This is a genomic window from Pseudomonas sp. TCU-HL1, assembly GCF_001708505.1.
Classification (GTDB): Bacteria; Pseudomonadota; Gammaproteobacteria; order Pseudomonadales; family Pseudomonadaceae; genus Metapseudomonas.
In genome coordinates this window covers 6,184,206-6,209,149 of the sequence record NZ_CP015992.1, presented here as the reverse complement: position 1 = coordinate 6,209,149, position 24,944 = coordinate 6,184,206, and the positions used below count along the sequence as shown (strand labels likewise).

The window sequence follows — 24,944 nt, the reverse complement described above, 5'->3', positions numbered from 1 at the left end:
ATCCGGCCTGCGGCCATCTGTCCCAGCGGCTAGGCTTCATCGCAAGCAGGTGCTTGGCTAGCATAGGCGCCCCCTGACCGACCGGTATGGAACCCTTGCTGTGACCTACGGCAGAGCACGACAACATGGTGCCTGGCTTGGCCTTCTGGCCATGCTGCTGGTGCTCGTCGGTCCGTTGGTCTCCCAGGCGCGGGACATGGCACCGGTCGGCGTGCCGCCCTGGATGGGCGAGCTGGCCTGTGCCACCGAGCACGGCGGTCCGGGCCATCAGCCGGTGATGCCCGACCACGAGATGTCCTGGGCCAAGTGCGGCTACTGCACCCTGTTGTTCAATTCCCCGGCCCTGAACCCGGCCTCATTGCACGGGCTGGACCTGGCTGGCCTTGCCAGTCCGCAAGCGGCGCTGGCACCACGGGCAGGCCATGCTGCCCAGGCCGTCTTCCCCGGCGCGTTGACCCGCGCACCGCCCTTCGCGCTGTCCTGATCCGCGCAACCTTCTTTTCCGCTGTGCAGCGTCTGGTCCGTCCCGGCGCGCAGGCACGCGGCCACCGGTTCATCAGGGAGCACGACAATGTCGAAGAACACTGTCTCTTTCTACAATCTGGCGTGGCGCTGGCATTTCTATGCCGGGCTGTTCGTCATCCCCTTCATAATCATGCTGGCGGTCACCGGCAGCATCTACCTGTTCAAACCCCAGCTCGATAACTGGCTCTACAGCGACCTGATGCAGGTGCGTCCTGCCGGCCAGACCCTTAGCGCCGACCAGCAATTGGAGAAGTTGCGCCAGGCTTATCCACAGGCCAGCGTCAGCCAGTACCTGCCGCCGGTAGACGCCGGGCACAGCGCACAGTTCGTCGCCACGCAGGGCGGGCGCAAGACCAACCTGTTCGTCGATCCCTACAGCGGCCAGGTGCTGGGCACCCAGGACGCCGAGAACAACCTCCAGGCCATCGCCCGTTCACTGCACGGCACGCTGCTGATCGGCACGGTGGGTGATCGGCTGATCGAGCTGGCTGCTGGCTGGGCCATCGTCCTGGTGGTGTCCGGCCTCTACCTCTGGTGGCCGCGCGGGCAGGGCATGCGTGGCGTGTTCTGGCCGCGCCTGGCCAGCCGGGGGCGGCTGTTCTGGCGCGACCTGCATGCGGTGACCGGATTCTGGAGCTCGTTGCTGCTGCTGTTCATGCTGCTCACCGGGATGACCTGGACGGGCTTCTGGGGCGAGAAATTCGCCGATGTCTGGAACCGCTTCCCGGCGGCCATGTGGAATGAAGTGCCCAAATCCGACCAGCAGGCTCGCAGCCTGAACACCGCCGAAGACCAGACCGTGGCTTGGGCGGTGGAAAACACGCTGCTGCCAGCTTCCGATCCGCACGCGGCGCACAAGGGCCATGACATGGCCGGCATGCACGTCAGCTCCGGCCAGGTGAGCTTGCAGCGGGTGGTGGATACGGCCCGTGAACTTAGCGTGGTGCCAGGCTACAGCATCACCCTGCCGGCCGAGGCGACCGGGGTTTACAGCATTGCCGTATTCGCCGATGACCCGCGCAACGACGCCACGCTGCACCTGGACCAGTACAGCGGCAAGGTGCTGGCCGACATCCGCTGGCACGACTACGGCCTGGTGGCGAAGAGCGTTGAAATGGGTGTGGTGCTGCACGAAGGAAAATTCTTCGGCCTGGCCAACCAGCTGATCATGTTCGGCGTCTGCCTGCTGATCCTGCTCAGCGCGGTAAGCGGCCTGGTGATGTGGTGGAAGCGCCGTCCGCAGGGCAGCTTCGGCGTACCGTCCCTGCGGCATGACCTGCCGTTGTGGAAAACCGCGGTGGTGATCATGATCGGCCTCGGCATCGCATTCCCGCTCGTGGGCTTGTCCCTGCTAGCGGTCTGGTCGCTGGACTGGCTGGTGCTGTCGCGCTTGGGTGGCAGCAAGGTAGTGGCCGGCTAGCCTGGTGATGCAGGCGCGGCGCTGTTGCCGCGTCCGCAAGGGAAGAGCAATCGGCGCCCGCCGGGGCGGGCGCCAGTCAATCGAATGAATGGAGTTGCAACATGCGCAAGACATTGCTGGCCCTGGGGGCCCTGCTGAGCGTTTCCGGCACCCTGGCCGCCCATGAATACAACCTGGGGTCGCTGCACATCGAACATCCCTGGGCCATGGCCGTACCCGCAGTTTCGCCGAACGGTGCCGCCTTCCTGGTTATCCACAACAAAGGCGCGGAAGCCGACACGCTGCTCGGCGCCGACACGGCCCGCGCTGGCAAGACCGAGATCCACGAGCACCTACACAAGGACGGCCTGATGAAGATGCAGCAGGTTCCCGGCGGCCTGGACATTCCGGCTGACGGTGAAGCGCGCCTGGAGCAGGGCGGTTACCACCTGATGATGTTCGGCCTGAAGCAGCCGCTGAACGACGGTGACAAGTTCCCCATGACCCTGCATTTCCAGAAGGCCGGCGACCTGGACGTGGAAGTCCACGTGCAGAAGAGCGCACCGTCCGGTGGTGCCGAGCACCAGCACTGACCTACTGCGCGGGGCCACCCGGCCCCGCGGCTTCCCGCCCTCCACTGCCCTATTTCAGCGACATTCACCACGCGCTGATCATGAATTGATCAATTCTGCGCAGGCCGCGTCAGGCTTGCTCTGTAGAGCAGTCCCAACAGCTTATCCACAGCGGGCTGCACAGATAATGTGTGCAAGGCGGCCGCTAAGTGATTGAAATAGAACAGTAAATAAACAGAGTTCGGAAGACCGCGGCCTGTCTGGGGTCTGGCGGTCGAACTACAGCTTATCCACAGCGGCATCCACGGGATTTGGGTAAAAGTCTCGACGCCTTGTGTACAGATCACCCACGGCCGCGCATTCCCTGGGGCAGCAGGTTGCAGCGCAGCCATGCAACTCCAGCCTGACGCCCTTTCGCGAGATGCTCTCGCCCTCGCAAGAGCAGGTGGAGCGATCTGTTATGCACAACAGGAGAGCGGGTCAGTTCAAATGGGTGAAAAATGAGCATGTCCGTGCAGGCTATGCCAGCCGCGGCCTGCAGCTGCATCCTCACAAGCTATCCACAGATGGCTACACAGATATTGTGTGCAATGAATGGGTTATCCCATTGATATTGCTCGAAAAGTGCACACACGACGGAAAGCTGCGCCAGGACTGGATCAGGGGAATTGATCGACAACTTATCCACAGCTCCGTCCACTGAATCTGGGGGAAACAGCTCTGGAACAGGTCTTTCACGGAAGGGAGCCGGGTCAGGCCATAGCTCATATGGCGTAGTGTGGACAGCCTGATCGGTAAATGATCAATGCCCTGAACGTCAAGGATCGTGCGGGGTACAGCGAAGTCCAAACAGCTTATCCACAGTCTGCTGCACAGTAACTGTGCGCAATGCACAAGCCAAGTGTTTGAAAATGCTCAGAAAATCGCCAGATGATGGGGAAGGCCGTGTGGTGTGGGGCCTGGCGCTTGGTCTACACCTTATCCACAGGGCCTTCCACTGCTTTTGGGGAACAATGTGGAGACGCGAGGGCTTAGCTGCCCTCGCGCATGTCCTGGTAGCGCTTCTCCAGTTCCTGGCGGATCTGCCGGCGCTGCTGGGCCTGGGCATAGCGGCGCCTTTCGTCGGCCGATTGCGGCTGCAGCGGCGGGACTTGCGCGGGACGGCGCTCATCGTCCAGGGCGACCATGGTGAAGAAGCAGCTGTTGGTATGGCGCACCGAGCGCTCGCGGATGTTTTCGGTGACCACCTTGATGCCCACTTCCATGGAGGTGTTGCCGGTGTAGTTCACCGAGGCCAGGAAGGTGACCAGTTCGCCCACGTGAATGGGCTCGCGGAAGATCACCTGGTCCACCGAAAGAGTCACGACGTAGCGACCGGCGTAGCGGCTTGCGCAGGCATAGGCGACTTCATCGAGGTACTTGAGCAGGGTGCCACCGTGGACGTTGCCGGAGAAGTTGGCCATGTCCGGGGTCATGAGGACGGTCATCGACAGTTGTGCGGTTCCGGGTTCCATGCTGGCCTCGTCGGTTTGGGGACTGTCTGGGATAGACGCAGGCGCTTGCCGGAGCGCCACAGGCATTGATGCGTTTTCTTCAGCAGCTGTGGATAACCCACGCTTCAGGGCGCTTCGGAGGGCTGCTGGCAGGCGGGAGTTTCCTCTGCCAGGTCGCTCGGGCCACAGGCGAGGCCATGCTGGCGGCGCAGCTGCGCCAGCTCATCACGCTGCTCGATGAGGAAGCGGTCGAAGGCTTCGAGCAGCTCGGGGTGATTCAGGCTGCTGGCGTGGAAGGCGGTCCGGGCCATGGGCAGCTCCGGGTCCAGTTGCAGGCGATCACTGCCAAGGTTGGTGTTGGTGTCCAGATAGTGGTGCAGCACTTCGGGGTTGGCGTAGATGGCATCGATACGCAGCCGGAGCAGCATGCGAACCAGGCTGCCAATGTCACTGGCCTCTACCAGTTGCACCTGGCCATTGTGTAACCGTTCCTGCCAGGCTTCGGGGGTAAAACCGCGCACCGTGCCCAGGCGTCGAACCGACTCGGCCCCGCGTCCCAAGTGTTCACGCAGGACCAGGCTGCCGTCGACGATGCGAATCGCCGGACGACTGTAATGCATCCGGGTATCGCCCTTGAGCTGGCGGGACCAGGCCGGGTTATCGGGGAATACCAGCATCAGCCGATCCGTGGTCTGCAGATTGCGGTGCAGGCGGTTGATCGGCAGGGCTTCGAGTTCCAGGCTCAGGCCCTGACTGATGGCGAAGCGCTGCAGCAGCGCGATGGCGTAGCCCTCGGCAGGGTCGCCAGGCAGGGCACGGTAGTAGGGAAGGTAATCCTGGCTTTCCAGGCCAACGCGTAATGGCTCCGCGTGGCAGATGCCAAGATTCAGGAATAGCAGCACGCAGAGAGCAGCCTTCATTGAGCGGGCCTGGAACAGTGGGACTGCCGATGAGCCTAGCAGGCGCGCGGGGAATCTTCAGCGACCGGCCAGGCCGGCCGGGCGCTGGGCCTCGCGTCTGCCATCAGGCGTGGGTCAGGTACCAGCGCCAGTCCTGCTCGCCGACTTCGCCGACGAACTGGCGGAACTCATCCCACTTGATGGCCAGGAATATCTGCAGGAAGTCCTCGCCCAGGGCGTCCTTCGCCCAACTCGACTGCTCCAGGTTGCGCAGGGCGGTGAGCCAGTCGGTGGGCAGGGTTTCGCGGGCCTGCTCGTAGCCGTTGCCGACGATGGCCTCACCCGGATCTATCTGCTCGCGAATGCCCTTGTGGATGCCGGCGAGGATCGCCGCGGCAGCCAGGTAAGGGTTGGCGTCGGCGCCGCAGATGCGGTGTTCGACGTGGCGGCTCTTCGCCGGACCACCGGGAACACGGAAGGACACGGTGCGGTTGTTCACGCCCCAGCTTTTCGCCAGTGGTGCGTAGCTGTTGGCCTGGAAGCGGCGGTAGGAGTTGGCGTTGGGGCAGAAGATCGCCAGGGCGTCGTTGAGCGTGGCCATCATGCCGCCGATGGCGTGGCGCAGCAGCGGGGTGCCTTGAGGGTCTTCGCTGGCCATGAGGTTGTTGCCCTGCTCATCGGCCAGGCTCACGTGCATGTGCAGGCCACTGCCGGCCAGGTCGCCGAAAGGCTTGGCCATGAAGCAGGCAACCAGGCCGTGCTTATTGGCCACGCCCTTGACCAGGCGCTTGTAGCGGATGCCTTCGTCCACCGCGCGCAAGGCGTCGAAGCGGTGCTCCAGGGTCAGCTCCAACTGGCCGGGAGCGTACTCGGAGATGGCGGTACGCACCGGCAGGCCCTGGGCCTCGCAGGCGGCGTAGAGGTCATCGAGGAACGGCTGCAGTTGTTCCAGCTCGTAGACACCGTAGACCTGGGGCGCCTGGGGACGCACGCCGTTCGCCTGCAGGGCCGGCTGCGGCCGGCCATTGGCATCGCGCTGCTTGTCCAGCAGGTAGAACTCCAGCTCCACCGCCATCACCGGGTGGTAGCCATCGGCCTTGAGCCGGTCGATGGTACGGGCCAGTACATGGCGAGGATCGCCGGGGGTGGCCGGCAGGCCCTGGGTCGGGTGCATGCTCACCTGCACCTGGCCGGTGGGGGTGGCGCGCCACGGCTGCAGGGTCAGCGAGCCGGGAATCGGGAAGGTCCAGCAGTCGGCGTCAGCCACTTCCCAGACCAGGCCACTGGCTTCGACGTCTTCACCCTGGATGGTCAGGGAAAGAATGGAACTGGGCAGCGGGCGGCCGTTCTCGAAGATCGGCAGCAGCTCGTCGCGGTGCAGCAGCTTGCCGCGTGGAATGCCGTTGGCGTCGATCAGCATCAGCTCGATGCTGCGCACTTCGGGGTGTTGAGCGAGGAAGTCGCGGGCTTCCTGGGGATCGGCGAATTGCATGGTGGTTCTCTCGGTAGGGTGCGCCGTGCGCACCTTCATTCGGTTTTGGTGCGCGCGGCGCACCCTACGGGTCATTCGCGGGCGCCGGGGATGGCCAGCAACTCGTCGAGTGCCTTGTCCAGGGTGTCGATCAGCGTGTCCACATCGGCGGCGGAGGTGGCCGGGCAGCACAGCGTCATGTTGTGGAATGGGGTGATGAGGATTCCGCGGTTGATCAGGTAAAGGTGCAGGGCCATCTGCAGTTCGTCGTGGAAGGCGGCTTCGGCCTCGGCGCCGGTGCGCGGCGATACCAGGCAGAACTGGAACTCGCTGCGGGCGCCGAGCTCGGTCACTGACCACTTGAGCTTGAATTTGCCGATCAGGCGGCGGAAGCCATCAGCCAGGCGCTTGGCCAGCGGCAGCATGTGATCGTAGGCGGCCTGGGTCATCACCTGTTCCAGGTTGGCGCGCATGCAGTGCATGGCCAGGGCGTTGGCCGAGAGGGTAGTGCCCATGCCGCTGTGACCGTGGCCATGGCTGTCTTCCTGGGCCTTCCGGCGCGAGGCGAGCATCTTCTCGGCCATGTCCGCGCTGCAGCCGAAAATGCCGCAGGGCACGCCGCCAGCGATGGGTTTACCGACCACGAAGAAGTCCGGGTCTAGGTTCCACAGCTGGGTGCAGCCACCGATGTTGGTGGAGATGGTGTGGGTCTCGTCGATGATCAGCAGGCTGCCGTACTTGCGGGTCAGCTCGCGGCACTTCTGCATGAAGCCCGGGTCGGGCAGGACCATGCCGATGTTGGTCATCGCCGGCTCGCAGAGCAGGGCGCAAACGTCGCCTTTGGCCAGCGCGGCTTCCAGCGCGTCGATGTCGTTGAAGGGGATGGAGCGGCTGTGCTGGGTCAGGTCGTAGGCCTGGCCGACCAGGCCAGAGCGGTGCACGGTCTCGCCGTCGCGGTAGCGCACCATCACATCGTCCACGGTGCCGTGGTAGCAGCCGTCGAACACCAGCAAGGTGTTGCGCCCGGTGATGGCGCGCGCCCAGCGCAACACGTAGCGGTTGGAGTCGGTGGCGGTGGCGGTTACCTGCCAGAAGGGCAGGCCGAAGCGCTCGGCCAGCAGTTCGCCGCAGACCACGGCGTCTTCGCCCGGCAGCATGGTGGTCAGGCCGTTGTTGGCTTGCTCGGCGATGGCACGCGCGACCGGCTCCGGCGAGTGGCCAAACATGGTGCCGGTGTCGCCCAGGCAGAAGTCGATGTACTCGTGGCCGTCGACATCATAGAAGCGGGCGCCCTTGGCGCGCTCCACGAACAGCGGGCAGGGCGTGGACCAGTCGGCCATCCAGTGCATCGGCACGCCGGCGTAGAGGGATTTGCGCGCACGTTCGGCGAGGGCGACGGATTTCGGGTTGCGCTCGAGGAAACGGGCGCGCTCGCGGGCGGCAAAGATTTCTACGGCAGCTTGGCTGATTCCACTGGCAGTCATGTTGAACACCTCGTTCGAATTTCTGCACATCCTGTTTTGTGATCACAAATATGTCAATACTTGCGAAAACATGGCCATAATTTTAACGTCAAAGCGTATTTGTGATCACATAAACAAACGAAAGACCCGATGGAATACGATGTAGGACCTTGTTTGTTCCTGATCCAGCAACCCCAACCATAGAAGGCGACCAAAACGATGCGTAACTGCAGCCTGACCCTGAACCAACTGCCGGCGCCGCCGGCCCTTGCACGGTGATATGCCCATGGCCGAGAACCTGCAGGAACAGCTTTACCAACGACTACGCGAAGGCCTCCTGGCAGGCCAGTTCAAACCCGGCGAGCGCTTGAAGATCCGCGACCTCGCCGCCGCCTGGGGCACGAGCCCCATGCCGGTACGTGCCGCCTTGCAGCGGCTGGTGGCGGAAGGCGCCCTGGAGGGCGAGCCCCAGCGCTCGGTGCGCGTGCCGCCCATGACCCGCGAACGTTTCAAGCAGATCTTCCAGGTGCGCATGGCGCTGGAAGGCATGGCCGTGGAAGCGTCGGCAGGGCGGCTGACCCCCGATGAATTGGACATCCTGCGGGGCTGCATGGAGCGTATGGACATCGCCATCGAGCAGCGCGATGTGCAGGGCTACCTGACCGACAACAGCCAGTTCCATCGGGTCCTCTACGGCGCCTGTGGCAACCCGGTGCTGCTGCGCACCATCGAAACCCTCTGGCTGCAGGTCGGCCCTTTCTTCAACCGCCTGTTCACCGAGGCGGACCTGTCATTGCGCCTCAACGACTTCCACGAGGACGCGTTCAAGGCGCTGCGGGCCGGCGACGGCAAGGCCGCGCGCTTCGCCATCGAGCAGGATCTTTCCTACTTCGGCCAGTTCCTCCTCAACCTGCTGGAACTGGACTTCGCCCAGGCTCGCAGCGGCTGATCGGGCTTTCCGCGGGGGCGAGCCCGCCTCGCTCCCGGAGGACCCTTCAGGCAAGTGTTACGGCATATTGCCTCGTCCTGGCGCGACGGTTCGCAGTGATAACCTGCGAACGTTCCTTGCATGAACTTCCCTAATTCCTACCTGGCTTCCTAGGAGCCAAGCGAGATGCCCGCGCGCGGGCCCGCTGTGCCGCGCATTGCAGAAAAGGAGTCCGCCGCCATGCATGCCATCGCTTTCATCCAGGATCTTGCCGTGATCATGTTGATCGCGGGCATGGTGACCATCCTTTTCCACCGCTTCAAACAGCCGGTGGTGCTGGGCTACATCGTCGCCGGTTTCATCATCGGCCCGCACACTCCGCCCTTCGGGCTGATCCATGATGAGGAAACCATCAAGACCCTCGCCGAGCTGGGGGTGATCTTCCTGATGTTTTGCCTGGGGCTCGAATTCAGCCTGGCCAAGTTGTTCAAGGTCGGGGCTACGGCCTTCATCGCCGCCTTCCTGGAAATCATCCTGATGATCTGGATCGGCTACGAGATCGGCAGCTACTTCGGCTGGAAAACCATGGATTCGCTGTTCCTCGGCGCAATCCTGGCGATTTCGTCCACGACCATCATCGTCAAGGCGCTCGGCGATCTGAAGATGAAGAACGAGCGCTTCGCGCAACTCATCTTCGGTGTGCTGATCGTCGAAGACATCCTCGGCATCGGTATCATCGCGCTGCTCTCGGGCATTGCCGTGAGCGGCTCGGTTGAAACCGGTGAAGTCTTCGCCACCGTGGGCAAACTCAGCCTGTTCATGATCGTCGCGCTGGTCATTGGCATCCTGCTGGTGCCGCGTCTGCTCGCCTATGTGGCGAAGTTCGAGAGCAACGAAATGCTGCTGGTGACGGTGCTGGGGCTGTGCTTCGGCTTCTGCCTGCTGGTGGTGAAACTGGAATACAGCATGGTGCTGGGCGCCTTCCTGATCGGCGCGATCATGGCCGAGTCGCGCCAACTGGTGCAGATCGAACGGCTGATCGAGCCGGTGCGCGACATGTTCAGCGCCATCTTCTTCGTCGCCATCGGCCTGCTGATCGACCCCAAGATACTGGTGGAGTACGCCTGGCCCATCGTCGTCATCACCTTCGCGGTGGTGCTGGGCAAGATGGTCTCCTGCGGCCTCGGCGCGTTCATCGCCGGCAATGACGGCCGCACCTCGCTGCGCGTCGGCATGGGCCTGTCGCAGATCGGCGAGTTCTCTTTCATCATCGCCGCGCTGGGCATCACCCTGCAGGTCACCAGCGACTTCCTCTACCCGGTGGCCGTGGCCGTGTCGGCCATCACCACCCTGCTCACGCCCTACCTGATCCGCGCCGCCGACCCGCTGTCGACCAAGCTGGCCAGGGTGATGCCGCGTCCACTGGCGCGAGTCTTCGGCTATTACGGTGACTGGCTGCGCAGCATCCAGCCCCAGGGCCAGGGCGCGGTGCTGGCCGGGATGATCCGCAAGATCCTGCTGCAGGTGATGGTGAACCTGGCGCTGGTGGTGGCCATCTTCCTCGGCAGCGCCTATTTCGCCGGCACCCTGGCCGAGTACCTGAGTGAATGGGTGAGCGAATCCAACCAGCAGAAGGCGATGATCTGGGGCGGTGCGTTGCTGCTGTCGCTGCCCTTCCTGATCGCCGCTTATCGCAAGCTCAAGGCGCTCTCCATGCTGCTGGCGGAAATGGGCGTGACCCCGGACAAGGCTGGCCGCCACACCGAGCGGGTGCGCAAGGTGATCGCGGAGGTGATCCCGCTGCTTTCGCTGCTGGGCATCATGCTGCTGCTGATGGCGCTGTCAGCGAGCATCCTGCCGACGCTTGAGCTGCTGATGCTGATCGCGCTGCTGGCGGCGGGGGTCAGCGCGCTGCTCTGGCGCTGGCTGATCCGTGTGCATTCACGGATGCAGATCGCGCTGATGGAGACGCTGGAGCAGAACCAGGACCATCAGCGCTGACGGGCGGCGTCTGCCGTGCATTCGACGCCGATCGTAGGGTGTGCTGCGCGCACCGCTTGCGGAATCGGCGTCGGTGCGGTGTTCAACCTCTGGTGCGCATGGTGTTCAGCCGGGATAGATGGGTAACGCTTGTCGGGAGACATGGGTAACGGGTTGATGATCATGTCTTGCCCGGTCTCAAGTCGACTTGGCGCAGGGTCTTGTGGATGAACACCACATCGTAGACGCCATCGACGGCGGTGGGGCGGAGAGCGACGCGTTCCCCGTACAGCCCCCCGCCGACGAACAGGCTGCGTCCCTGGAAACTGACCTGGCCGACGCGGCCGACCTTGAGCACCCGGTCGCCCGGTTCGTAGTCCAGCTCAGGCAATTGCTCCGGGTAGCTGCGCCGGCTTGGCTGGTAGCGCGTGATCGGTGGCAGTTGGCCCAGCGCCTCATGCGGGCGGTCGTGGTTGTACTGCTCCCGCCAGTGCGCCATCGCCTGCTGGCAGTGCGCCAAGTCGCGAAACGAGCGCTGCAGTAACTCGCGCTTGAGTGTCTGGTGGAAGCGTTCCAGCTTGCCCTGGGTCTGCGGATGATGAGGGCGGCTGTGGCTGACCTCGATGCCGAGCCGCATCAGCCAGACCTCCAGGGCGGACAGGCCGCCCGCGATGTTCGAGCCCCAGGGCGGACCGTTGTCGGCGGTGATCCGGCGCGGTAGGCCATAGCGGCGAAAGACCTGGATCAGGTGCGGTCGAACCAGTTCGAGGCGCTCGCCCTCGCAGGCCTCCAGGCAGAGGGCAAAGCGTGAGTGATCATCCAACAGCGTCAACGGGTGGCAGCGCGACGAGCGGCCGTCGGCGAGCGGGAAGTGGCCCTTGAAGTCCATCTGCCAGAGCTCGTTCGGCTGGCAGTGCTCGAAGCGCTGCGTGGCCGGAGCTTCGGCCTCCTCGGCGTGGTAGCGCACCCGGCAACCATGGCGGCGGAGGATGGCGTCGAGGGTGCTGTGGTGGGGACGCTCGAACGCGGCCGGCAGCAGGCCGCGCAGCTTGCGGGCGCCCCAATACGGGAAACGGTGGTGCAACTGCACCACCGCCTGTTCCAAGTCCGGGTCGCTGCGCCCAGGGCTGTGCAACGGCCGGCGTGAGCGCTCCTGCAACCCCGCATCGCCGTGCTCGCGGTGGCGCTGTAACCATTTGTAGGCGGTTTTCGGGCTGATGCCGTAGCGCCGACACAGCTCCCGCACGTTGCTCTGCGGTTGTTCGGCCAACCGCACAAACTCGCGTCGAATCGACATGGTGGTGCACTCCTGCCACGGCATCGCTCGAACTCCAGAGTCGAAGGATTCCGTAAGCCTAAATGCGTTACCCATGTCTCCCGACACCCGTTACCTATGTCCCCCGGCTGAACACATGGCGCACCCTACGCTACTCCGACGCGCAGCAGATTTTGGCGGGCTTAGCTGGCCAGCCAGACGTCACGCGCCCAGTGCCAGACTGAATCCCAGCTCTCGTCGGTGAGTTCGCCCTCGTCGCCATCCCACAGCACCACTTCACCTTCGCCATCGACCAGGTAATAGTTGCGGCCGTCCTGGCAGAGTGGCACCAGGTCACGCGGCACGCCCAGGTCCCAGGCAACGGCGGCGACTTCCGGCAGGAAGGTGTGGGATTGCGGGTCGGAGGCGGTTACCGGCTCCAGGCGACCATAGACCACGTCGCTGACCTTGAGCAGGAATTCGCGCAGCTCGAAGGGCAGGTTGATCAGCAGTTGCTCCTCGATCTCCACCAGCAGCTCTTCGTCCGGCAGCTCCAGGGGAACCGGGACCGGCTCGTTGAGTTCGCGTAGTTGTTCGATGACTTCTTCCATGGCGACAGGCCCTCATGCATTGGGACGCGCTTTATACAGTAGCCGGGGTTGGGAAGAAAAAAGCCTTGGGTCCGCTATGGCCTCTCGCGGGTAACCGATGTCTACCTCGACGACGGCATTCCCCACATCGGCATGCGCCGCGCTTAGGCCCGAGACTGCTTTAGGCGGACGCGCTCAGCACCAACTGCTTCAGTCCTCGTCGGCAGTGCTGGCTAAACTTTGAGCACCAGCATTGCTGCCCCACGGCAGCCCAACCCCCGGTTATCCACAGGAGGTGCATCATGCGAATGGCCGAAACCCTGCAGCGCAGCCTGGATCGTGCCCATACCCAGTTCGACCTGGTACCGCACCCGCACTCGGCTACCAGCCTGGAGTCGGCGCGGGTCGCCAACATACCGGCGGAACGCCTGGCCAAGACGGTGATCCTTGATGACCGCCAAGGCCATTTCCTCATGGCGGTGGTGCCTGCCAGCCGGCATCTGGACGTGGGCAAGGTGCGCAAGGATGCCAGGCTCTGGCAACTCACCCATGAGGCCGACCTCGCCCGCCTGTTCACGGACTGTGAACTTGGCGCCGTGCCAGCGCTGGGCGAGCCTTACGGCATGAAGATGCTGGTGGACCCGCAATTGACCCGGCAGCGCGACATCTACCTGGAAGCCGGTGACCACGAGAGCCTGGTGCACATGCGCATGGATCAGTACCTGAAGCTGGTGCCAAATGCTGAAGTCTGCGAGCTCTGCCACTAAGGGTGCCGTCCATTCACTGACGGTGCCATCCTACGACCCTGCCACCAAGGGCGTTCGTCCGCCGGTGCCGCCACCCTTCTGGTTCCGCCGTTCGATCGCCCGCCGGCGCTGGCGGCGAGGTGGTGGACTCCGCCAATGAAAAACCCCGGGACGGGCCCGGGGTTCTTCGTTGCAACGTCGATCAGTTCTGACGGATGCCCGCCACCAGCCAGGGCTGGTTGTCGCCGTTGACGCGTTCCATGCGCCAGCTTTCGCTGAACACCTCGCCCTGGTCGAAGCGCGAGGATTTGGAAACGCCATTGAAGGTCAGGGTGGCGACGGTTTTGTCGGTCAGTTCGTCGATGCCGTCCAGTTGCACCTGCAGGTTGTCGACGTAGGTGGACTGGTAGGCGTCGCCCAGGCTGGCGCGCTCTTCCTTGAGGAAGCTCAGCATTTGCGGGGTGACGAACTCGGCAATCTTGTCCATCTCGGCCGCGTCCCAGTGCTGCTGCAGGGCCAGGAAGTGTTCGCGCCCGGCTTCGATGAAGCGCTGTTCGTTGAACCAGCTCGGGGCATTGAAGGCCGGCTGGGCGACCGGAGCGGTGCTGCCGAAGATCGGCGCCTGCTGCTGCGGCATCTGCGGCATTTCACGCTGGAACGGCGCATGGCCGGCCATGGCGGGCTGACCCTGCTGCTGGGCGCGCTTGCGTGCGGCCAGGAAGCGGAAGATCAGGAAGGCGATCAGGCCGATGATCAGGAAGTCGAAGATCTGCATGCCGTCGAAGCCGTCGCCCATGAACATGGAGGCGAGCAACCCACCGGCGGCGATGCCGGCCAGAGGGCCGAGCCAGCGGGAAGCACCGCTCGCGGCGGCGGCGGGTTTGCCGGCGGCGGCGGGGGCGGCGGCGTTCGGGGTTTGCTGGGCGGGGGCTGCCTGGCGGGTCTGGTGGGTCGGCGCGGAGCCGAAGGACTTGCCGCCACCCATACGCTTGGCGGCGTTGACATCCAGGCTGAGCGTCAGGCCGACGCAGAGGGCCAGGGCAATACTGAGAAATCGGCGCATCAGAGGCTTCTCTTGGTTATGAATCTACGCGCGCCATGCTGCACAGTCAGTCGCCCGATAGCTAGGGGCAGAGTGTTTCGGGATTTTGTCGGACAGCTCTGTCGGCCTTTTCCGGGCGTACCGTTCATCTGCGCAGCAGGAATACCAAGGGGCCGCAACGCAGTTGCCGGCGCAGCAGGGCGCGCAGGTCGGCGGCGTCCTCCAGGGGATGGCGCAGCCAATGGACGAAGGTGCGCAGGTAGGCACCTGTGAGGAAGCTTTCCTCGGCGATGCGGCACAGGTGCAGGGTTTCCCGCTGCGCCGCCTCGCGCCACCACTGGACCGTACGGCTGACCCGCAACAGGCCCAGCATCTGCAAGTGCAAGTGGCCGGGCTCCAGCTTGTAGAGCAACATCTGCCCGGTCACCGAGCGGTGCGCCGCCAGCGCGCCGAGCCAGGCCATCAGCAGTTCTTCCAGGCGCTTTTCCGCGTCCAGGCCCGCCAGGTCGCTGCCCTTGCCACGCTCCAGCAAGGCCTGGTCGGCGCGGTCGAACCAGGCTTCAACCAGGTCGTCCTTCTGTCGGTAGTGCTTGGCGATGGCGTCGAGGCCGACGCCGAGTTCGCTGGCGACCTCGAACAGGTGCAGCCGCTCCCAGCCACAGGTGTCGGCCAAGTCGAGGGCACAATCGAGAATTTGTTGGGCGCTGGGTGAGCGGGGCATGGACTTACCTCCGCCAGTCAGTATGGCCAAGCGCACGGCCGCGGCCGGGGCATCGGACGGGCGGAAAGTCCGTGGAGGTTCACAGCCTGTGGGAGCGAATTCATTCGCGAATGAATTCGCTCCCACAGAACAGGGGGCAGGAGGGCGTCCCGGTCAGAGCGGCTGCAGCTTGGCGTAGGCCAGCATCAGCCACTTGCTGCCTTCGTCCTCGAACTTCACCTGCACCCGCGCCTGGGCGCCGGCGCCTTCGAAGTTGAGGATGGTGCCTTCACCGAACAGCGTGTGCTGGACGCGCTGGCCTAGGGAGAACGGTGTTTCGGGCACGGCGGCGCCGTCGAAGATTGAGCCGTGGCGGCTGCCGGCACCCATGGGGCGGCTGATGCTGTTGTTCAGGCGTACTTCGCGGATCAGCTGCGGCGGCACTTCGCGAACGAAGCGCGAGACCTTGTTGTAGGTCTCGCTGCCGTAGAGCCGGCGGGTTTCGGCGTAGGTCAGCACCAGGCGTTGCATGGCGCGGGTAACGCCGACATAGGCCAGGCGACGCTCCTCCTCCAGGCGAGTCGGGTCTTCCATGCTCATCTTGTGCGGGAACAGGCCTTCTTCCATGCCCACCAGGAACACCAGCGGGAATTCCAGGCCCTTGGCGCTGTGCAGGGTCATCAGCTGCACGCTGTCCTCGAAGGCATCGGCCTGGGTTTCCCCGGCTTCCAGCGACGCGTGGCTGAGGAAAGCTTGCAGCGGCGTGAGGTCTTCCTCGGTCTCTTCGTTCTCGAAGGCGCGGGCGGCGCTGACCAGTTCTTCCAGGTTTTCCACCCGGGCCTGGCCTTTCTCGCCCTTCTCGTCCTTGTGGTAGGCCACCAGGCCGCTCTGCTCGATGACGGTCTGGGTCATCAGGTGCAGGGGCATGTCCAGGGCCTTGGCCGCGAGGTTCTCGATCAGCTCCATGAACGCGGCCAGGGCGCTGGAGGCGCGGCCGGGCAGGGCCTTGTTGGCGAGCATCAGGCGGATCGCTTCCCACATGGAAACTTCATTGACGCGGGCGAACTCGCGGATGCTCTCCACGGTTTTCTCGCCGATGCCGCGCGGCGGCACGTTGATCACCCGCTCCAGCGCCGCGTCGTTGCCACGGCCGTCGAGCAGGCGCAGGTAGGCCATGGCGTTCTTGATTTCGGCGCGCTCGAAGAAGCGCTGGCCGCCATAGATGCGGTAGGGAATCTTCTCCCGCAGCAGCGCCTCTTCCAGCACCCGCGACTGGGCGTTGGAGCGGTAGAGGATGGCCATCTCGCTGCGGGCCATGCCGTCCTTCAGCGCACGCTCGATGCTTTCCACCACGTAGCGGGCTTCGTCGTGTTCGTTGAAGGCGGCGTACAGGCCAATGGGCTCGCCTTCTTCGCCCTCGGTCCAGAGTTCCTTGCCAAGGCGCCCCTGGTTGTTGGCGATGAGGGCGTTGGCGGCCTTGAGGATGCCTGCTGTAGAGCGGTAGTTCTGCTCCAGGCGAATCACCTCGGTGTCGGGGAAGTCGCTGGAGAACTGCTGGATGTTCTCGATCCGCGCACCGCGCCAGCCGTAGATGGACTGGTCGTCGTCGCCTACCACCATCAGGCTTTCGCCGCCCCTGGCGAGCAGGCGCAGCCAGGCGTATTGCACGGCGTTGGTGTCCTGGAACTCGTCCACCAGCACATGGCGGAAGCGGCGCTGGTAGTGCTCCAGCAGGCTCGGGCGGTCGCGCCAGAGGTCGAGGGCGCGCAGCAGCAGTTCGGAGAAGTCGATCACGCCGGTGCGTGCGCACGCGGCCTCGTAGGCTTCGTAGATTTTCAGCATGGTGCCGAGGAACAGGTCGCCACCGGCCTGGATGTGTTGCGGGCGAATGCCCTCGTCCTTCTGCCCATTGATGAACCACTGGGCCTGACGGGCCGGCCAGCGTTGCTCGTCGAGGCCGAGGTCACGGATCACCCGCTTGACCAGGCGCTGCTGGTCGTCGCTGTCGAGGATCTGGAAGTTCTCGGCAAGGCCTGCTTCCTGCCAGTGGGCCCGCAGCAGGCGGTGCGCCAGGCCGTGGAAGGTGCCGACCCACATGCCTGCCGGGTTGATGCCCAGCAGTTGCTCGATGCGCTGGCGCATCTCGGCCGCGGCCTTGTTGGTGAAGGTCACCGACAGGATCGAGTGCGGCGAGGCCTGCTCCACCTGGATCAGCCAGGCGATGCGGTGCACCAGCACGCGGGTTTTGCCGGAACCGGCGCCGGCAAGCACCAGTTGACGCCCCAGCGGGGCCGCTACGGCCTGGCGTTGAGCGTCGTTGAGGGAGTTCAGGAGGAGGGAGAGATCGTCGCGCATCGCGGCATTCTAGGGAGGTGGGAGGGGGAGGGCAAACCGATGACCGGGCGGTCGGCCAGACGGTCGCCAATCCCCGTCGCAGAGACCCTCCGAAAGTTCGGGGACGCTCGTCTGGAACCTCGCACATAAACCTGTTGCAGCTTCTCCCCGCTCGGGTAAGCTCCGGGCTCGCTTAGGCAGACCACTACAAAAAATAGCCTATGACCGCTAATTCAATGCCCGCCGACCAGGCGATTTCCCTGGTCGACAGCCGCGAGATTCGCCAGCAGTTCGCGACCGACATTGCGGCCGAACGCACGCGCCTCCTTTACCAGGGGTCCCAGGTCCCCACCCTGTTCATGCTGCTCAATGGCCTGGCCTGCGCCTATCTGCTCTGGGGCCCGGGCAACAGCCTACTGCTGGGCGGCTGGCTGGTCTGGCTGGTGCTGCTGGCCATCCTGCGCCTGACCCAGGTGGCCGCGTTCAAGCAGGCACTGCCGTCGCAGCAGGCCTGCCCACGCTGGCGCCGCGCCTTCCTCCTGGGAGCGGCAGCCTCCGGCCTGACCCTGGCCTTCGCCGCCGTGGCGCTGGTGCCCCCCGATGCCTTTCTCCAGCAGGCGCTGGTCTACGGCCTGATCGCTGCGGCCATTCTGTCGGCCAGCGTCGCCTACGCCGTCAGCCTGTCGGCTTTCCTCACCTTTGCCTTGCCCTGTCTGCTGCCCTCCATTGCCTGGCTGCTGCTGGGCGATACGCCGTTACTGCGGGGCTGGGGAGTGCTCGGGGTGATTCTGGCCGCATCGCTGATGGTGGTGGCCTGGCAGGTCAACCGACTGGTGCAGCGCAGCCTGCTGCAACGCTTCCAGAACCAGGCGCTGATCAGCCACCTGGAACAGGCCAAGGGCCGCGCCGAAGGGCTCAACGAAGAGCTGGCGCGCGAGGTGGAACAGCGCCGCCGTGCCGAGCGCGAACTGCGCCGGGCCCATGACGAACTGGAAATGCGCGTGGCCCAGCGCACCCTGGAGCTGGCCGATGCCAGCCACGCGCTCTCCAAGAGCGAAGCGCGCCTGGCCCTGGCCCTGGAGGCCAGCGAACTGGGTCTGTGGGACTGGAACCTGGAGACAGACGAAGTCCACCATTCGCAGCTCAAGGCCATCTTCGGCATCGAGGCCGATGACGTTACCCGCGTGATCAGCGACCTCAAGCCGCGCCTGCACCCGGATGACCTGCCGCTGTTGCGCCGGGCCCTGGTGGAGCACCTGAAGGGCCGCACCGATGGTTACTCCATCGACTACCGGGTGCGCCACAACGACGGTCACTGGGTCTGGGTGGAAGACCGCGGCCGTGTGGTGGAGCGCGATGGCAACGGCAAGGTGCTGCGCATGCTCGGCACCCGCCGCGACATCACCGCGCGTAAGCTCCAGGATGAAGAACAGCGCCTGGCGGCCACGGTGTTCGAGGCGGCCAGCGAAGGGATCGTCATCCTCGATCCGGACTACCGGGTGATCCAGGCCAACGAGGCCTTCAGCCAGGTCACCGGTTATCGCCAGGAAGAAGTGATCGGGCGCAGCGTCGCTACCCTGATCGGCAGCCGCGAGGCCCGTCGCCGCTACCACCTGATCCGCGAGGAACTGGAGCAGCACGGCAGCTGGCAGGGCGAGCTGATGGACACCCGCAAGAACGGCGAGCTCTACCCCCAATGGTTGCAGCTCAACGTGGTGCGCGACTCGCGCGGCAATGTCAGCCACATCGTCGGTTTCTTCGCCGACCTCACCGCCCGTCGCGAGGCCGAGGAGCGCTTGCGTTACCTCTCCAACTACGACGAGCTCACCGGCCTGGCCAACCGCACCCTGTTCAAAGACCGCCTGCACGAGGCCAGCCAGCGGGCGCGGCAGAGCGGCCACAGCCTGGCGCTGCTACACATCGACCTGGACCGCTTCAAGGTGCTCAACGACAGCCTCGGCCATGAAGTGGCTGACCAGTTGCTGCGCCAGGTCAGTCGGCGCCTGACCCAGGCGGTGCCGGAGGCCGACACCATCGCGCGTCTGTCCGCTGACGAATTCGCCGTGATCCTCGACGCCTACGGCAGCGTTGCCAGCCTGGCGCGCCAGGCCAGCCGAATGCTCGGCAAGCTGCGCATGCCGATGACCGTCGGCGGCCACGAACTGGTGATCAGCGGCTCGCTGGGCATCAGCCTGCTGCCGGAAAATGCCCGCGACATCTCTGCCCTGATCAGCCAGGCCAACATGGCAATGCAACATGCCAAGCACCTGGGCGGCAATACCTTCCAGTTTTTCACCGACAACCTCCAGGCCTGCACCCTGGAGCGCCTGCAACTGGAGAACCAGCTGCGCAAGGCCATCGAGGAAGGCCAGCTGGAGGTCTTCTACCAACCCAAGCTGGGCCTGGCCGACAACAGCCTGAATGCCGCCGAGGCGCTGGTGCGCTGGCGTCATCCGCAACAGGGGCTGGTGCCGCCGGGGGACTTCATCGGCCTGGCCGAAGAGACCGGGCTGATCGCCCCGATTGGCGAGTTCGTGCTGCGCCAGGCGTGCCTGCAAGCCCGCGAATGGCAGCGCCAGGGCCTGGCGGACATCCGCGTCTCGGTGAACCTCTCCATGCACCAGCTGCGCCAGGGCAACCTGGTCAGCCTGGTGCGCCAGGTGCTGGACGAAACCGGCCTGCAGGCCCGCCTGCTGGAGCTGGAACTGACCGAGAGCCACCTGCTGGAAAACGTCGAGAACGTCATCTCCACTTTCCACCAGCTGCGTCAGATCGGCGTGAAGCTGGCCATCGACGACTTCGGCACCGGCTATTCGTCCCTGAGCTACCTCAAGCGCTTCCCTGTGGACTGTGTGAAGATCGACCAGACCTTCATCCGCGACCTCTCCGCCGGCAGCGAGGACGCCGCGATCACCCGCGCCATCATCGCCATGGCCCACAGCCTGGAACTGAAAGTGGTCGCCGAGGGTGTGGAAACCCAGGAGCAGCTGAACTTCCTGCGCGGCCAGCGCTGCGACGAGATCCAGGGCTACCTGATCAGCCCGCCGGTGGAGGCACCGCTGTTTGCCCGGCTGCTCAGGGAACAGGCAACAGCGCTCTGGCGTTGAGGCAGTGTAGGAGCGAGCTCTGCTCGCGAAGTTGTTGTGGATATCGCTTTTCATATCCACCAGCGGAGTCGGGCGGGACCTCGATGGTGGACCGGGTAGGGTGCGCTGTGTGTTCAGCCGGGGGACATAGGTAACGGGTGTCGGGAGACATGGGTAACGCATTTAGGCTTACGGAATCCTTCGACTCTGGAGTTCGAGCGATGCCGTGGCAGGAGTGCACCACCATGTCGATTCGACGCGAGTTTGTGCGGTTGGCCGAACAACCGCAGAGCAACGTGCGGGAGCTGTGTCGGCGCTACGGCATCAGCCCGAAAACCGCCTACAAATGGTTACAGCGCCACCGCGAGCACGGCGATGCGGGGTTGCAGGAGCGCTCACGCCGGCCGTTGCACAGCCCTGGGCGCAGCGACCCGGACTTGGAACAGGCGGTGGTGCAGTTGCACCACCGTTTCCCGTATTGGGGCGCCCGCAAGCTGCGCGGCCTGCTGCCGGCCGCGTTCGAGCGTCCCCACCACAGCACCCTCGACGCCATCCTCCGCCGCCATGGTTGCCGGGTGCGCTACCACGCCGAGGAGGCCGAAGCTCCGGCCACGCAGCGCTTCGAGCACTGCCAGCCGAACGAGCTCTGGCAGATGGACTTCAAGGGCCACTTCCCGCTCGCCGACGGCCGCTCGTCGCGCTGCCACCCGTTGACGCTGTTGGATGATCACTCACGCTTTGCCCTCTGCCTGGAGGCCTGCGAGGGCGAGCGCCTCGAACTGGTTCGACCGCACCTGATCCAGGTCTTTCGCCGCTATGGCCTACCGCGCCGGATCACCGCCGACAACGGTCCGCCCTGGGGCTCGAACATCGCGGGCGGCCTGTCCGCCCTGGAGGTCTGGCTGATGCGGCTCGGCATCGAGGTCAGCCACAGCCGCCCTCATCATCCGCAGACCCAGGGCAAGCTGGAACGCTTCCACCAGACACTCAAGCGCGAGTTACTGCAGCGCTCGTTTCGCGACTTGGCGCACTGCCAGCAGGCGATGGCGCACTGGCGGGAGCAGTACAACCACGACCGCCCGCATGAGGCGCTGGGCCAACTGCCACCGATCACGCGCTACCAGCCAAGCCGGCGCAGCTACCCGGAGCAATTGCCTGAGCTGGACTACGAACCGGGCGACCGGGTGCTCAAGGTCGGCCGCGTCGGCCAGGTCAGTTTCCAGGGACGCAGCCTGTTCGTCGGCGGGGGGCTGTACGGGGAACGCGTCGCTCTCCGCCCCACCGCCGTCGATGGCGTCTACGATGTGGTGTTCATCCACAAGACCCTGCGCCAAGTCGACTTGAGACCGGGCAAGACATGATCATCAACCCGTTACCCATGTCTCCCGACAAGCGTTACCCATCTATCCCGGCTGAACACTGTGCGCACCGGAGTTTCAGCACACGGAATTGGTGCGCATGGTGTTCACCCTGCGTGGACTCAGGCGCTCGCCGCAGTCCGGCTGTTACCACTGGCGAACCAGCGCAGCAGCAGGGCGTTTTCCAGGTCCACGCCCGCTGGCAGCGGCAGGTACAGGGCGTGGCCGTCGCCCGGGGCTACTGCCTTGCGTTCGCCGAAGCGGTTTTCCAGGGCTTCCAGGCGGAAATCCAGGTTGCCTCGCGGGGTCATGAGCTGCAGGCGGTCGCCCACCGCGAAGTGGTTCTTCACCCGCACCTCCGCCAACCCGTGACGCACCACCCCGGTCAGTTCGCCGACGAACTGCTGGCGCTCGGCCAGGGAGTAGCCGTGCTCGTAGTTCTGGTACTCGTCATGCACGTGGCGGCGCAGGAAACCCTCGGTGTAGCCGCGGTTGGCCAGGGACTCCAGATCGTCCATCAGCGTGCGGTCGAAGGGACGTCCGGCGCAGGCGTCGTCGATGGCCTTGCGATAGGCCTGGGCGGTGCGCGCCACGTAGAAGTGCGACTTGGTGCGGCCCTCGATCTTCAGCGAGTGCACGCCCATCTGCAGCAACCGCTCCACATGGTGCACGGCGCGCAGGTCCTTGGAATTCATGATGTAGGTGCCGTGTTCGTCTTCCCAGGCGGACATCAGCTCACCAGGGCGGTTGGCTTCCTCCAGCAGGAACAGCCGCTCGCTTGGCGCGCCGCAACCCAGCGTGGGCACCAGTTGGCCCAGTTCATCCTCCTGCGCGGGCTTGGCGCCGTACTGCCAGCGGCAGGCATTGGTGCAGGTACCCTGGTTGGGATCGCGGCGATTGAGGTAGCCCGATAGCAGGCAGCGGCCGGAGTAGGCCATGCACAGGGCGCCGTGGACAAAGACTTCCAGCTCCATCCCGGGCACCTGCTGACGGACTTCGGCGATCTCGTCGAGGGACAGCTCGCGGGACAGGATCACCCGGCTGAGTCCTTGCTGTTGCCAGAATTTCACGCTGGCCCAGTTCACCGCGTTGGCCTGCACCGAGAGGTGGATGGGCATCGCGGGGAAGTGCTCACGCACCAGCATGATCAGGCCGGGGTCGGACATGATCAGTGCATCCGGGCCCATGGCGACAATCGGCTCCAGGTCCTTGAGGAAGGTGCGCAGCTTGGCGTTGTGCGGGGCGATGTTCACCACGACGTAGAAGCGCTTGCCGGCGGCATGGGCCTCCTCGATGCCGAGGGCCAGGTTCGCGCGATCGAACTCGTTATTGCGCACCCGCAGGCTGTAGCGCGGCTGGCCGGCGTAGACGGCATCGGCGCCATAGGCAAAGGCGTAGCGCATGGCCTTGAGGGTACCGGCGGGGGAGAGCAGTTCGGGGCTGTACATGGCGCGGCTCGCTGAGGGTGGGCGATGGACGCGCGATTCTAGGGAGGGGGCGAGTGGGTTTTATTGCTCTGGAGCAATGGGATTGCAGCGGGCTGCCTTTTGTAGGTTGGTGCAGAGCGTAGCGAAGCCCAACAGGCAGGGGTTGGACCGGGCAACGTTGGGCCTCGCTTCGCTCGGACCAACCTACAGTCGCCGGTAAGGGGCGGTCAGTCGTGCCAGGCGCGGCCGTGCAGCTCCAGCAGGCTGTGGGCCTGTTCCGGCCCGGTGGAGCCGGCGGGATAGGGGCGCGGGCTCTGGTAGTGTTCGTGCCAGCCGGCGAGGATCGGGTCCACCCAGTGCCAGGCAGCTTCCACTTCGTCGCGGCGCATGAACAGGGTGGAATCGCCCTCGATCACGTCCAGCAGCAGGCGCTCGTAGGCGTCCCAGCGGCGCTGGTGGCTGAAGGCCTTGGCCAGGTTCAGGTCCAGCTCCACCGCTTCCAGGTTCATGCCCTTGCCCGGCGTCTTGGCCATCAGTTGCAGGCTGATGCGCTCCTCGGGCTGCAGGCGGATCAGCAGGCGGTTGGCCTCGCCATCGGCGAACAGGCGGTGGGGCACCGGTTTGAACTGGATGACGATCTCCGAGTACTTGCGCGCCAGGCGCTTGCCGGTGCGCAGGTAGAAGGGCACGCCGGCCCAGCGCCAGTTGTCGATCTCCGCCTGCACGGCGACGAAGGTTTCGGTGTCGCTGTCGTTGTCGACGTTCTTCTCGAAGTAGTAGGCCGGCACTTCCTGGCCACCGATCTTGCCGGCGCTGTACTGGCCGCGCACGGTCTTGTCGCGCACGTCCTGCCCGGAGATGGGCTTGAGCGCCTCGAGAATCTTCACTTTCTCGTTGCGCACCGCCTCGGCGTCGAAACGCACCGGCGCTTCCATGGCCACCAGGCAGAGCAGTTGCAGCAGGTGGTTCTGCACCATGTCGCGCATGGCCCCGGAGTGGTCGTAGTAGGCGCCACGGTTCTCCACGCCCAGGGTTTCGCAGACGCTGATCTGCACATGGTCGATGTGCCCGGCGCGCCAGATCGGCTCGAACAGGCCATTGGCGAAACGCAGGGCCATGAGGTTCTGCACGGTTTCCTTGCCCAGGTAGTGGTCGATGCGAAACACCTGGGACTCGTCGAACACCTTGCCAATGGCGGCATTGATCGCCTGGGCCGATTCCAGCGAATGGCCGATGGGCTTTTCCAGCACGATGCGCGACTGCGGGGTGACCATCCGGGCGATTGAGAGGTGCGCGGCGATGTCCTCGAACAGGTCGGGGGCGGTGGCCAGGTAGTACACCCGCCCGCAGCCGGGATCGGGTCCGAGGTGGCGGGCCAGGCGGCCGAAGTCGGCGCTCTGGGACACGTCCATTGCGAAGTAGTCCAGGCGCTCGGAGAAGCCGCGCCACGCCTCGACGGTGAAGTCGGCCCGGGCGACCTGGGCACGGCAACGGCGCTCGGCCAGCGCGCGATAGCCGTCGCGATCAAGGCTATTGCGGGCCAGTGCAAGGATGCGCATCTGCGGGTGCAGGCGCCCTTCACGGTGCAGGTGATACAGGGCCGGAAGCAGCTTGTGCAGCGCGAGGTCGCCGGTGCCGCCGAAGACGAGCATGTCGCAGGAGCTGGTCAAGGATGC

General features: G+C 64.9%; 19 protein-coding genes. 8 read left to right on the top strand and 11 right to left on the bottom strand.

Going from position 1 to position 24,944, the window contains the following annotated elements; translation table 11 throughout:
• Positions 1-100: 100 nt before the first annotated feature.
• The 3 genes from THL1_RS28330 to THL1_RS28320 all read left to right on the top strand — a co-directional run bounded on the left by THL1_RS28330 (position 101) and on the right by THL1_RS28320 (position 2,517).
• Positions 101-484 (top strand): DUF2946 domain-containing protein, encoded by a 384-nt coding sequence (locus THL1_RS28330; protein ID WP_069086338.1) that lies wholly within the window; start codon positions 101-103, stop codon positions 482-484.
• Positions 485-571: 87 nt separating this feature from the next.
• Positions 572-1,945: a PepSY-associated TM helix domain-containing protein gene (locus tag THL1_RS28325; protein WP_069086337.1), complete on the top strand. Its 1,374-nt coding sequence runs from the start codon at positions 572-574 to the stop codon at positions 1,943-1,945.
• A 101-nt stretch (positions 1,946-2,046) separates the two neighbouring features.
• Entirely contained in the window at positions 2,047-2,517 is a 471-nt protein-coding gene (locus tag THL1_RS28320; protein ID WP_069086336.1) for a copper chaperone PCu(A)C, read from the top strand.
• Between the two features lie 1,010 nt (positions 2,518-3,527).
• Here the strand turns inward: THL1_RS28320 and THL1_RS28310 are convergent.
• The 4 genes from THL1_RS28310 to THL1_RS28295 form a co-directional block, all read right to left on the bottom strand.
• Positions 3,528-4,010, bottom strand: a complete 483-nt coding sequence (locus THL1_RS28310) for an acyl-CoA thioesterase (RefSeq protein WP_069086334.1) — start codon at positions 4,008-4,010, stop codon at positions 3,528-3,530.
• Positions 4,011-4,114: 104 nt separating this feature from the next.
• On the bottom strand, positions 4,115-4,909 hold the full coding sequence (locus THL1_RS28305) for a substrate-binding periplasmic protein (RefSeq protein ID WP_069086333.1): 795 nt from the start codon (positions 4,907-4,909) through the stop codon (positions 4,115-4,117).
• Between the two features lie 103 nt (positions 4,910-5,012).
• Positions 5,013-6,380: a glutamine synthetase family protein gene (locus tag THL1_RS28300; protein ID WP_069086332.1), complete on the bottom strand. Its 1,368-nt coding sequence runs from the start codon at positions 6,378-6,380 to the stop codon at positions 5,013-5,015.
• 71 nt (positions 6,381-6,451) lie between these two features.
• A complete protein-coding gene (locus THL1_RS28295) occupies positions 6,452-7,843 on the bottom strand; it encodes an aspartate aminotransferase family protein (RefSeq protein ID WP_069086331.1) in 1,392 nt (463 codons plus the stop codon).
• A 265-nt stretch (positions 7,844-8,108) separates the two neighbouring features.
• Here THL1_RS28295 and THL1_RS28290 point away from each other — a divergent pair, with 265 nt between their 5' ends.
• Together THL1_RS28290 and THL1_RS28285 are read left to right on the top strand one after the other, a co-directional pair.
• Entirely contained in the window at positions 8,109-8,771 is a 663-nt protein-coding gene (locus THL1_RS28290) for a GntR family transcriptional regulator (RefSeq protein WP_069086330.1), read from the top strand.
• A gap of 219 nt (positions 8,772-8,990) precedes the next feature.
• Entirely contained in the window at positions 8,991-10,751 is a 1,761-nt protein-coding gene (locus THL1_RS28285) for a cation:proton antiporter (protein WP_069086657.1), read from the top strand.
• Between the two features lie 160 nt (positions 10,752-10,911).
• Here the strand turns inward: THL1_RS28285 and THL1_RS28280 are convergent, their stop codons facing one another.
• Entirely contained in the window at positions 10,912-12,051 is a 1,140-nt protein-coding gene (locus THL1_RS28280) for an IS481 family transposase (RefSeq protein WP_069081451.1), read from the bottom strand.
• A 137-nt stretch (positions 12,052-12,188) separates the two neighbouring features.
• Positions 12,189-12,596, bottom strand: a complete 408-nt coding sequence (locus tag THL1_RS28275) for an SMI1/KNR4 family protein (protein ID WP_069086329.1) — start codon at positions 12,594-12,596, stop codon at positions 12,189-12,191.
• A 281-nt stretch (positions 12,597-12,877) separates the two neighbouring features.
• Between THL1_RS28275 and THL1_RS28270 the strand changes: the two genes are divergently transcribed.
• The gene (locus THL1_RS28270) at positions 12,878-13,342 is read left to right on the top strand and encodes an aminoacyl-tRNA deacylase (protein WP_069086328.1); all 465 of its coding nucleotides are present in this window, start codon (positions 12,878-12,880) and stop codon (positions 13,340-13,342) included.
• A gap of 181 nt (positions 13,343-13,523) precedes the next feature.
• Here the strand turns inward: THL1_RS28270 and THL1_RS28265 are convergent, their stop codons facing one another.
• The 3 genes from THL1_RS28265 to uvrD all read right to left on the bottom strand — a co-directional run bounded on the left by THL1_RS28265 (position 13,524) and on the right by uvrD (position 17,418).
• A complete protein-coding gene (locus THL1_RS28265) occupies positions 13,524-14,384 on the bottom strand; it encodes a Tim44 domain-containing protein (protein ID WP_069086327.1) in 861 nt (286 codons plus the stop codon).
• Between the two features lie 124 nt (positions 14,385-14,508).
• Positions 14,509-15,084, bottom strand: a complete 576-nt coding sequence (locus THL1_RS28260; protein ID WP_069086326.1) for a TetR/AcrR family transcriptional regulator — start codon at positions 15,082-15,084, stop codon at positions 14,509-14,511.
• A gap of 153 nt (positions 15,085-15,237) precedes the next feature.
• Positions 15,238-17,418 (bottom strand): DNA helicase II, encoded by a 2,181-nt coding sequence (gene uvrD / locus THL1_RS28255; protein ID WP_069086325.1) that lies wholly within the window; start codon positions 17,416-17,418, stop codon positions 15,238-15,240.
• A 215-nt stretch (positions 17,419-17,633) separates the two neighbouring features.
• On the opposite strand from uvrD, the gene THL1_RS28250 reads away from it, so the two are divergent.
• Positions 17,634-20,504: an EAL domain-containing protein gene (locus THL1_RS28250; protein ID WP_414703772.1), complete on the top strand. Its 2,871-nt coding sequence runs from the start codon at positions 17,634-17,636 to the stop codon at positions 20,502-20,504.
• A 200-nt stretch (positions 20,505-20,704) separates the two neighbouring features.
• The gene (locus tag THL1_RS28245) at positions 20,705-21,844 is read left to right on the top strand and encodes an IS481 family transposase (protein WP_069081451.1); all 1,140 of its coding nucleotides are present in this window, start codon (positions 20,705-20,707) and stop codon (positions 21,842-21,844) included.
• Positions 21,845-21,963: 119 nt separating this feature from the next.
• Here THL1_RS28245 and yegQ read toward each other — a convergent pair whose 3' ends face one another.
• Both yegQ and zwf read right to left on the bottom strand, forming a co-directional pair.
• Positions 21,964-23,289, bottom strand: a complete 1,326-nt coding sequence (gene yegQ / locus THL1_RS28240) for a tRNA 5-hydroxyuridine modification protein YegQ (RefSeq protein ID WP_069086323.1) — start codon at positions 23,287-23,289, stop codon at positions 21,964-21,966.
• 206 nt (positions 23,290-23,495) lie between these two features.
• The gene (gene zwf / locus THL1_RS28235; protein WP_237234853.1) at positions 23,496-24,920 is read right to left on the bottom strand and encodes a glucose-6-phosphate dehydrogenase; all 1,425 of its coding nucleotides are present in this window, start codon (positions 24,918-24,920) and stop codon (positions 23,496-23,498) included.
• Positions 24,921-24,944 lie beyond the last annotated feature (24 nt).

Excerpts from the sequence above, each read along its gene's own strand:
- THL1_RS28325 (WP_069086337.1), top strand. The coding sequence starts at position 572 with ATGTCGAAGAACACTGTCTCTTTCTACAATCTGGCGTGGCGCTGGCAT.
- THL1_RS28320 (WP_069086336.1), top strand. The coding sequence starts at position 2,047 with ATGCGCAAGACATTGCTGGCCCTGGGGGCCCTGCTGAGCGTTTCCGGC.
- THL1_RS28310 (WP_069086334.1), bottom strand. The coding sequence starts at position 4,010 with ATGGAACCCGGAACCGCACAACTGTCGATGACCGTCCTCATGACCCCG.
- THL1_RS28305 (WP_069086333.1), bottom strand. The coding sequence starts at position 4,909 with ATGAAGGCTGCTCTCTGCGTGCTGCTATTCCTGAATCTTGGCATCTGC.
- THL1_RS28300 (WP_069086332.1), bottom strand. The coding sequence starts at position 6,380 with ATGCAATTCGCCGATCCCCAGGAAGCCCGCGACTTCCTCGCTCAACAC.
- THL1_RS28295 (WP_069086331.1), bottom strand. The coding sequence starts at position 7,843 with ATGACTGCCAGTGGAATCAGCCAAGCTGCCGTAGAAATCTTTGCCGCC.
- THL1_RS28290 (WP_069086330.1), top strand. The coding sequence starts at position 8,109 with ATGGCCGAGAACCTGCAGGAACAGCTTTACCAACGACTACGCGAAGGC.
- THL1_RS28285 (WP_069086657.1), top strand. The coding sequence starts at position 8,991 with ATGCATGCCATCGCTTTCATCCAGGATCTTGCCGTGATCATGTTGATC.
- THL1_RS28280 (WP_069081451.1), bottom strand. The coding sequence starts at position 12,051 with ATGCCGTGGCAGGAGTGCACCACCATGTCGATTCGACGCGAGTTTGTG.
- THL1_RS28275 (WP_069086329.1), bottom strand. The coding sequence starts at position 12,596 with ATGGAAGAAGTCATCGAACAACTACGCGAACTCAACGAGCCGGTCCCG.
- THL1_RS28270 (WP_069086328.1), top strand. The coding sequence starts at position 12,878 with ATGCGAATGGCCGAAACCCTGCAGCGCAGCCTGGATCGTGCCCATACC.
- THL1_RS28265 (WP_069086327.1), bottom strand. The coding sequence starts at position 14,384 with ATGCGCCGATTTCTCAGTATTGCCCTGGCCCTCTGCGTCGGCCTGACG.
- THL1_RS28260 (WP_069086326.1), bottom strand. The coding sequence starts at position 15,084 with ATGCCCCGCTCACCCAGCGCCCAACAAATTCTCGATTGTGCCCTCGAC.
- uvrD (WP_069086325.1), bottom strand. The coding sequence starts at position 17,418 with ATGCGCGACGATCTCTCCCTCCTCCTGAACTCCCTCAACGACGCTCAA.
- THL1_RS28250 (WP_414703772.1), top strand. The coding sequence starts at position 17,634 with ATGCCCGCCGACCAGGCGATTTCCCTGGTCGACAGCCGCGAGATTCGC.
- THL1_RS28245 (WP_069081451.1), top strand. The coding sequence starts at position 20,705 with ATGCCGTGGCAGGAGTGCACCACCATGTCGATTCGACGCGAGTTTGTG.
- yegQ (WP_069086323.1), bottom strand. The coding sequence starts at position 23,289 with ATGTACAGCCCCGAACTGCTCTCCCCCGCCGGTACCCTCAAGGCCATG.
- zwf (WP_237234853.1), bottom strand. The coding sequence starts at position 24,920 with ATGCTCGTCTTCGGCGGCACCGGCGACCTCGCGCTGCACAAGCTGCTT.